Source organism: Streptomyces sp. NPDC037242 (assembly GCF_055604165.1).
Genome location: NZ_JBVJUY010000039.1, coordinates 73,999 through 82,484, shown reverse-complemented (window position 1 = coordinate 82,484; position 8,486 = coordinate 73,999). Strand labels below are relative to the sequence as shown.

Genomic DNA, 8,486 nt, shown 5'->3' with positions numbered 1-8,486 from the left:
CCCCCCCCCCCCCCCCCCCCCCCCCCCCCCCCCCCCCCCCCCCCCCCCCCCCCCCCCCCCCCCCCCCCCCCCCCCCCCCCCCCCCCCCCCCGCGGCGTCTCCCGACCCGGAACGAGCTCGTCAGGCGCGAGCAGGCGCTCGACTCCGGAGAGATCCCGTCCAGTCCTCCAGCCACTGCCGGGCCTTGACCGGGTCGGGTGATCATGACGATGCGGCCGCGGGCCCTGCTACGTCAGGGGCCAGGTGAGCCGGCTGGTTCCAACAGACGCCGCCGCGCCGGTCTCGCCACCGATGGCGGCCAGGATCTCGGCTCCGAGCAGGGACGGCGACGCCGGAGGAGCGGATCTCCCCGGCGAGTTTCATGGCGGCCTCCAGCTCGGGGCGCCAGGTGGCTCGGGTGGAGATTTTTTCCGGGAAGACGCGCGTCACTCCGGCCTCGGCGAGGGAGTCGAGTTGTGCGTCGAGGGACTGCCGGGCGGTCGAGGCGCGGGCGTATCCGAGGCGGACGTGACCAACCGGGTCGGCGCTGGCGCTCACCGGACCGGGCAGCTCGGTCCAGACCGAGCCCGGCTTGCGTACGGCGGGGGTCGGTACGTTCAGGGATTTGGCAAGTTGGGGCACGAGGTGGAAGCGGGCTGTGTGGTACGGGATGGCCACCTTGCCCTTGCGGTCCGGCATGGGGAGCCCGCCGGGGCGGCGCAGGTGGACATCGGACAGTCGTGTGATTCCACGCGCTTGAAGTCGTCGCTCACGACCCCGGACTGCTTCATGAGGGTGTTTCAGGTGTCCCGTTGTTTGCAACGACTCATGAAACGTGATCGCCGCAGGTGGACCGCCGGGTGATCGCCTGTTTCATGAGTGACCACCTGTGAAACAGGGCCGCATCCCGCATCGCTACGTGGGAAGGTCTTTGTGCTCCGTGACGCCCCCGTCGGCTGGCTCACCGGTCAGCGCGGGTGCTGGGGCTGGCCGGGGGTGTGGGGTTACCACTGGGTGACGAGCGGCGCGTCCGGTTCGTGCTGCCGCCAGGCTTCGGTGAGGCGGATGAGGCGGTTCGGGGCGGCGATGCCGTGCATGGTTGCGATCTTGCCGCTGACGAGGTCGAACATGGTGGAGCCCACGACCTGGTCGCCGACCACGAAGAGGATGGCAGGGGCGCCGTTGACGAGTGCGTAGTGGATGGCGGGCGTGCCACCGGCAAGTCGCCGCTTCGCGTCTGTGGGTTTGAAGCCGGCCCGTACGACGGCTGCGATGCGCTGCGGAGTGTCGTACCGCAGCAGCGTCGTGGCCAGGCCGCCGGCGCCGTCGGAGACCGCGGTCGCGTCGTCGGTGAGCAGCGCGACGAGGCGTTCGGTGCGGCCCGAGGTGGCGGCGGCGAGGAATTCCTCGACGATCCTGCGGGCGGATGCGGGGTCGGCTTCGGCGCCGCCGCTGCGGGCGGCGGTGATGCGGCGCCGGGCCCGGTGGAGGTGCTGTTGGCTTGCGGACTCGGTGATGTCGAGGATCTCGGCGACCTCGGCGTGGCTGTAGGAGAACGCTTCACGCAGGACGTAGACGGCCCGTTCGACTGGGGACAGGCGCTCCATGAGCGTCAGCAGGGCCAAGGACACTGATTCGCGCTGCTCGAAGGTGTCGGCCGGGCCGAGCATCGGGTCGCCGTCAAGGAGCGGTTCGGGCAGCCAGGCCCCGGCGGTGCGTTCGCGGCGGGCTTGTGCCGAGCGGAGCCGGTCGAGACACAGGTTGGTGGTGACCTTGGTCAGCCATGCTTCCGGCACCGTGATCCGCTGCCGGTCGGCGGCCTGCCAGTGTAGGAACGCATCCTGCACGGCGTCTTCGGCTTCGGTGGCGGAGCCCAGGAGCCGGTACGCCAGCGAGGCCAGCCGGTTGCGGCTGGCCTGGAACCGGCTGGTGTCGAAGTGATCAGTGGTGGTGCTGTCCATGCGGATCACCCTAAGGACGCTGATTCCTGTGGTGGCGGGCGGGGGACGGCCGTCTGCCCGGTGAGCTTCGGGGCGCAGCTACGCGACCGCGTTCTCGGCGTGGGCCACATCCGAGGCGGCAGCGGCCAAGCGGTGCTTGCGCTTGGGCAGGCCGAAGGTCGGGTGCGCGATGGCCCACAACGACATCTTTACGATGCCCGCCTTGATCCGCGCGGCCTTGCGGCCGCCCATGTACTTCGGCTTTGCCTGCCCTTCGTGGTCGACCATCTGCAGGATTCCGTCCCGCTGCCCGAGGCTGATGTGGTTGCCCAGGTACTCCAGCTTGATGTTCGCGATCCTGCTGCCGGTCAGGTGTCCCACGATCGCGTCCGTGGCCTGCCGGCCGGTGTAGCCGGCGGAAGCGCAGGACATCGGCAGTGGCTGCCCGTTGTCGCCGATGGCGTAGGCGCTGTCACCGGCGGCGTAGACGTTCGGGTGCGAGACCGACCGCATGGTGCGATCGACGACGATCTGACCGTTCTCGGTGACCTCCAGCCCGCTTACGGCGGCGATGGGGCTGACCGCGAACCCGGCCGTCCACACGGTCGCGTCGGACGCGAGGGCGGTGCCGTCGGCGCACAGCGCCCGTGTCTCTTCGACGGCTTCGACGCTGGTGTGCTCCAGGACGGTGACGCCCAGCCGGGCGCAGGTCTGGCGCAGGTGGCTGCGGGCTCCGGCGGAGAGCGGGGCACCCAGCTCTCCGCGGGCGACGAGCGTCACCGACAGGCCGGGCCGGGATTCGGCGATCTCGGTGGCGGTCTCGATGCCGGTCAGCCCGTCACCGACGACCAGAACGCTCCGGCCTTCCCGCTTGCTCAGGCTCTCCAGCCGTTCGCGCAGGCGCAGCGCGGAGGGCCGGGCCGCGACATCGAAGGCGTGCTCGGCCACGCCCGGGACGCCGTGGTCGGCTCCGTGGCTGCCGAGTGCGTAGAGAAGCGTGTCGTAGCCGAGTTCGCCGCCGCCGTCGCCGTCGGCCACGGCGACGACCTGGCGCTCGGGGTCGACTGCGGTGACGCGGGCCCGGCGCAGCCGTATCGCCGTGCCCGCGAAGACCTCGGCGAGCTGTGGAGCCTCGATCTCCTGGCCGGTGGCGAGCTGGTGCAGCCGCAGCCGCTGGACGAAGTCCGGCTCTGCATTGACCACGGTGATCTCGGTGTCCGCCGGGGACAGCCGGCGGGCCAGGGTCCCGGCCACGTACGCTCCGGCGTAGCCGGCGCCGAGGACGACGATGCGGTGCTTCATGTCTCGCTCCTGTCGATTCGCTTGCTTCCGGTGACTTGAGCGGAGCAGCACTCCGATTCCTGACACGAACTGAATGTGATGCGGGTCACAGATCGACAGGGCTAGTGCGGGCCTGGCTCGGGGCGGGCGCACGATCGAGGAAGCCCGGCAGCCCTCAAGAGGTCTGCGTTTGTGATCGGTCGGCGGCACCAGCAGATGTGCGGGGCCGGGGCACGACAGCAACCGGCCCCAGGTCGATCCGGGCGTCCATATACAGGCGGGTGCCGTACGGGTTGACGTTGGACCAGAACAGCGCGGTCAGGCCCCGTCGGTCCTCGTCGCTCAACTCCTTCGCCCAGGTCGGCTCACCGAGGACCTGCTGGACCAGCAGGGTGTTGACCCGACCACGCCCGCGCCGTGGGTGTCGACGTAGTTCGACTCGATCGCGGCGTCGGTGCGGTGCCGCAGCAGGCCCTCGATCATCGCAGCGACCTCGGACGACGAACAGCTCTTGAGCTGGGAGTAGATGCAGACGTTCTTCCGATCGACGTGCCAGTAGGTCATCACGCCGTTGCCGCCGTAGCGGGCGTGTTACTCGGTCATGAAGTTCGAGGACCAGGACCCGGACTTCTTCGAGTCCGACGCGCAGGCGGTGCCGCGGCCCCACCATGCGGTGTCGCGTGCGGTGAAGGTGGCGTTCACCAGCCTGGTGACGGCGGCACGGAGGTTGTCGACGGTGACGAAGTGCCGGCGCACGTGCCGCAGGGCGGCCTCGCTCTCGCCGTGCTCGCCGGTGGTCACGATTGCGCGGATGCCCATGTTCGCGCCCAGGGGGAAGAGGGCCAGCAGCAGGCGGCGCTGGAGGACGTCACGCTCGATGCGCTCGTACGCGGCCACCGAGGAGAACTCCTCGGTGAACCCGGTCAGGAAGTCGGCGTTCTTCAGTACGTCCAGGAGGTCCAGCACGCCCCAGCGGCGTACGACCTCCTCCTTGAGGGCCGCCAGACCGGTGGGCTCGGCCAGCGGCTCCAGCTTGGGGGCGGTCCAGGCCCGCGGTCATGAACTTCTTCAGGTCCGCGATGAACGCCCTCGGGTTCAGCGGCTGGCGGATCGCGGCGTAGTGCACGGTGCGGGTGGCCTCGAAGTCGCCGGGCAGGTCATCCTCCGGATTCCGCCAGCACGCGGCGCCCTCGACGTAGATCTCGCGGCGCCGGACCGCGTCCAAGCGGACGGCGGAGCGCAGCTCGGCGAGGTCGCAGAGGTGCGCGGTACGGTCTCTGCCCAGGGCGGCGGCGAGCAGGCCGATCACCCCGCTCCTGGTGGGGGCGTTCTCGGTGGTGCGCCGGGCGAACCGGGCGGAGGCCCCCATGACTGCAGGGGGGCCTGCCAGGCGCAGTGTGAGGGCGCTCATCCGCGCTTTCCGAGTCGTTCCGCGCCGGCCTCGCCGACGGCGGAGGTGAGCGAGCGCAGGTCGACTTCGTCACCGAGCGGTGCCAGGGCGTCGCTGTGCTGCCCCACCGGAGGACCCAGGTGTGGTCGGCGCTGGCTCCGAACGCCGTCTCGATGGCGGGGATGTGGGCGGCCAGTGCCTTGCACGCGGCGCGTACGTGGCCGTGGCCGTGGCCGGTCTCCTGCTCGGCGACGGGCTGCTCGAAAGCGCCCACGAAACTGACGGGTCGGGAGGTGCGCAGCTTGACGATGACGGCGTCGGGAGGGTGTGGTTGCCGAAGTGTTGGACTTTCCCCGGTAGGCATCGACAGCGCGAAGCTCTCGATGAGAACCGGCGAGGGTGATGGCGCCGCAGTCACGGGGTGGCCCAGTCCATCCCGAGTTCGGCGAGGGATCGAGTTGCCCGGGATCCAGCTAGGCCGCCGTAGATGTCGACCGGCTGGCCGAGAGCCTCGACGCCGGCCTCCTGGACGGCGAGCGTACGGGCGAGCCGGTACGCAGCGCAGTGGAAGCCCAGGAAACCGGGTGCCGTCAGAGGGCCGGCCTCCGGGACTGGGACTGAGGGGCGTCCTTGGAGCGTCCTCGCTCCGTCCTTGGGGTATCCGGGGCGCTGGGGCGAACCGGGACGCCGGGAGGCGGGCGGACCGGGAAGCGGGGAGACTGAAGGAGAGCGTGACGCGTGACCGCTGCGGCCCGGACGGTCCGCGGCGGACGGTTCCGCGTAGGCGCCGGACCACCGACCTACGTCCGCGCGCGCCCCAGGGGGAAGTGGGTGCCACGGCCCTGTCCAGGAGTCCCATCGTGACTTTGACCCCACAACGATCCGAACGCCCTCGGCGCACGGCCCGACGGGCCGCGCTCCTGCTCGCCGCCGCAGCGCTGCCGGCGGCCCTGGTGGTGCCCGTGGCGCCCGCCGCAGCGGCGCCCGTGACCAAGACCTTCACCTCCGGCGCCAACCAGCGGTTCGACGTCCCGGCCGGCGTCACCCGACTGACCGTCACCGCCACCGGCGAGCCGGGAGGGTCCGCCATCGCGGGCGGAGCAGGCGGGACCGGCGCCACCGTCACCGCCACCCTCACCGTGAAGCCCGGCACCACCTACTACGTCAACGTCGACACAGGCGGCGGAGCCGTCACCGGTCAGCGCCCCGGCGGCAGCGGCGGGGGCGCCAGTGACGTCCGCACCTGCAGCACGGCACGCGCGCGCTGTGCCCTGACCGGCGTTCCCGACACCGACCCCCGCATCATCGTCGCCGCCGGCGGCGGGGGCGGCGGACGCGGCTCCAGCTTCATCGGACACCCCCTCCGCGAGGCCACCGGTGGAGACGCCGGCGACACCGGGAAGCCCGGCGGCGAGCGACCGGACAGCGGCGGCGGGGGCGGCGGCGGAACCCAGACCCGCGGCGGCAAGGGCGGAGCCGCCTGCCCCGAGGACTTCAAGGCTGGCACCGACGGCACGCCCAGTACCGGCGGCACGGGCGGTGGCGGATTCGGCGGGGGCGGTGGTGGCGGCGGCTGGCACGGCGGAGGCGGAGGCGGCGGCTGCTTCCTGGTCACCGAAGGCGCCGCCGGGCCCGGCGGCGGCGGTGGCGGGTCGAACCTCGTTCCGGCGGGCGGTACTTCCGGCCGCGCCACCGGATCGGCGCAGGTGTCCATCACCTACGGTTCCTGAGCCTCGTCCGCAGGCTGCAAAGTACCGGTTTCGTAGCAGCGCCCGGCAAGGCCAAACGCCAACCCCGTGTCAGACAGCAAGGCCCGGCCTGTGCCCACGGCCTGAGTCCTCGCCGCATTCGCCCATCCGTGTCCTCCCCCGGATACGCGGCCCCCATTTGAGATCACGGCCCTGCCCCTCACCAACGAGATCCGCGGACGCCTGCAGAGGCGAGCGACGGCAGGTCGCACGGTGGATAGGGTTCAACTGCGCGGCGTGGGCCCTTCCGGGGCTTGCTCTATCTCCACACCGAGCGCGGTCAGTCGGCGGTGCAGCTTCTCGGCCGCCTGCGCTCAGATCGCGTGATGCGGAGACCGGAGCCGCCGCGGGTCTACGTTCCCAAGGGCGGCCGGCCTCCCGAGCACGGCGGCGAGTTCGTCTTCGGCGACTCCGGCACCTGGGGCACGGAGCAGGCCGTGACCACCACAAACACACGGCTCTACGGGAGAGCGACCGCTCAAGCTTGGGACCGGCTGCACCCGCGGCTCACCCGCCGGGCGGCCTGGCTCCCCTCTACGCCCGGGTCTTCGAATCTTCCGCACGACAAGAGGCGTTCACCAACGTCCACGACAGGCGTCGGAATCCAGGTCCTAGTCGCCGACTGCTTCCAGGTACGAGCGCCGGACGTCGTGTCCGCCCGTGGCGGATCTGCCGGGAGCAGAGGAACCGCGTCCGGGGGGTCCTCGAGGTCGAGAGTGGAGTCGACGGTAGCCCGCCTCGACAAGGAGAAGAGATGACTCCCCTCACCATGCTCGCGCCCCGTGCGGAGGACGGCGACACACCGCCCGGCCACTTCGACGACCACCTCGCGGCAAGGCTGCTCGACCAACGGATCGTCCTCCTCGGCACCCAGGTCGATGAGGTGTCGGCCAACCGGGTGTGCGCGCAGCTCCTGCTGCTGTCGGCACAGGATCCGCGCTCCGACATCAGCCTGTACGTCAACAGCCCCGGCGGATCGGTCACCGCGGGTCTCGCCATCTACGACACGATGCGGCTCATCCCGAACGACGTCTCGACGCTGGCGATGGGCTTCGCCGCCAGCATGGGCCAGTTCCTGCTCACCGTGGGGACGCCCGGCAAGCGGTTCGCGCTGCCGAACGCGCGGATCATGATGCACCAGCCCTCGGCTGGAATCGGCGGCACCGCCGCGGACATCGAGATCCAGGCGGAGAACCTCCAGTTCACCAAGAAGGCCGTCGAGCGGATCACCGCCCAGCACACCGGGCAGAGCGAGGAGACGATCGCGCGGGACGGCGACCGGGACCGCTGGTTCACGGCCGAACAGGCCAGGGAGTACGGGATGGTGGACCGGGTGGTGGAGTCGCTCGCCGACATCCGCCCGGCCACGCCGCGCCGACGGACGGGGCTGTGACATGGGGTCGTACACGGTTCCCTACGTGATCGAGCGGACCGCGCAGGGCGAACGGTCCTACGACGTGTTCAGCCGGCTGCTGAACGAGCGGATCATCTTCCTCGGCACCGAGATCGACGACGGGGTCGCCAACGTGGTCATCGCGCAGCTCCTTCACCTGGAGTCGGCGAGCCCGGAGCAGGAGATCTCGATCTATCTCAACTCGCCCGGCGGATCGTTCACTTCGCTGATGGCGATCTACGACACGATGACGTTCGTGCAGGCGCCGATCTCCACCTTCTGCGTCGGTCAGGCAGCGTCGACGGCGGCGGTGCTGCTGGCGGGCGGAGATCCCGGGCGACGGTTCGTGCTCCGGCACGCGCGGGTGCTGCTCGGCCAGCCGGCCAGCGGCGGCCGGCAGGGGACGGTCTCCGACCTCAGCCTCGCGGCCAAGGAGATGGTCCGCATCCGCTCACAGGCGGAGGAGGTCCTGTCCCGGCACACACACCACGACGTGGCGACGCTGCGCGCGGACATGGACCGGGAGAAGGTGTTCACCGCCGAGGAGGCCGTGGCCTACGGGCTCGCCGACGAGGTGCTGAGCCGACGGTTCGCGTTCGTCTGAGCCCGCGCGGCCGTGGCCGAGGGCCGGCGAGCCGGCCGGGGGGGGGGGGGGGGGGACGACCCCCCAGCCCCCTGGGCAGCCCCCTTCTCCTTTCTCTCGGCCGTGGTGGAAGAAGCGCGAAAAAGGGTAGGTGGGGGGAAGAGGGCTCACG

General features: G+C 71.1%; 8 protein-coding genes and 3 pseudogenes. 4 read left to right on the top strand and 7 right to left on the bottom strand.

What is annotated here, in order from left to right; genetic code table 11:
• Positions 1–201: 201 nt before the first annotated feature.
• The 7 genes and pseudogenes from ACZ7GJ_RS33565 to ACZ7GJ_RS33535 form a co-directional block, all read right to left on the bottom strand.
• Positions 202–678: a recombinase family protein gene (locus tag ACZ7GJ_RS33565; protein ID WP_470757085.1), complete on the bottom strand. Its 477-nt coding sequence runs from the start codon at positions 676–678 to the stop codon at positions 202–204.
• Entirely contained in the window at positions 597–770 is a 174-nt protein-coding gene (locus tag ACZ7GJ_RS33560; RefSeq protein WP_470757083.1) for a zinc finger domain-containing protein, read from the bottom strand. Before ACZ7GJ_RS33560 ends, ACZ7GJ_RS33565 begins: the two co-directional genes overlap by 82 nt.
• A 213-nt stretch (positions 771–983) precedes the next feature.
• Entirely contained in the window at positions 984–1,940 is a 957-nt protein-coding gene (locus ACZ7GJ_RS33555; protein WP_470757081.1) for a sigma-70 family RNA polymerase sigma factor, read from the bottom strand.
• A 78-nt stretch (positions 1,941–2,018) separates the two neighbouring features.
• On the bottom strand, positions 2,019–3,221 hold the full coding sequence (locus tag ACZ7GJ_RS33550; RefSeq protein ID WP_470757079.1) for an NAD(P)/FAD-dependent oxidoreductase: 1,203 nt from the start codon (positions 3,219–3,221) through the stop codon (positions 2,019–2,021).
• A 321-nt stretch (positions 3,222–3,542) separates the two neighbouring features.
• A pseudogene (locus ACZ7GJ_RS33545) lies at positions 3,543–4,097 on the bottom strand (Tn3 family transposase).
• Positions 4,069–4,611 (bottom strand): CRISPR-associated protein Cas5, encoded by a 543-nt coding sequence (gene cas5, locus ACZ7GJ_RS33540; protein WP_470757077.1) that lies wholly within the window; start codon positions 4,609–4,611, stop codon positions 4,069–4,071. Before cas5 ends, ACZ7GJ_RS33545 begins: the two are co-directional and overlap by 29 nt.
• A 148-nt stretch (positions 4,612–4,759) precedes the next feature.
• Positions 4,760–4,954, bottom strand: a pseudogene (locus ACZ7GJ_RS33535) (type I-E CRISPR-associated protein Cas7/Cse4/CasC); the annotation flags it as partial.
• Between the two features lie 496 nt (positions 4,955–5,450).
• On the opposite strand from ACZ7GJ_RS33535, the gene ACZ7GJ_RS33530 reads away from it, so the two are divergent.
• The 4 genes and pseudogenes from ACZ7GJ_RS33530 to ACZ7GJ_RS33515 all read left to right on the top strand — a co-directional run bounded on the left by ACZ7GJ_RS33530 (position 5,451) and on the right by ACZ7GJ_RS33515 (position 8,335).
• Entirely contained in the window at positions 5,451–6,320 is an 870-nt protein-coding gene (locus ACZ7GJ_RS33530) for a hypothetical protein (protein WP_470757075.1), read from the top strand.
• A 308-nt stretch (positions 6,321–6,628) separates the two neighbouring features.
• Positions 6,629–6,865, top strand: a pseudogene (locus ACZ7GJ_RS33525) (transposase); the annotation flags it as partial.
• Positions 6,866–7,092: 227 nt separating this feature from the next.
• Positions 7,093–7,731 carry a ClpP family protease gene (locus ACZ7GJ_RS33520; protein ID WP_470757073.1) on the top strand — a complete coding sequence of 213 codons (639 nt, stop codon included), beginning with the start codon at positions 7,093–7,095 and terminating at the stop codon, positions 7,729–7,731.
• A gap of 1 nt (position 7,732) precedes the next feature.
• Positions 7,733–8,335 carry a ClpP family protease gene (locus ACZ7GJ_RS33515; protein ID WP_470757071.1) on the top strand — a complete coding sequence of 201 codons (603 nt, stop codon included), beginning with the start codon at positions 7,733–7,735 and terminating at the stop codon, positions 8,333–8,335.
• Positions 8,336–8,486: the final 151 nt, after the last annotated feature.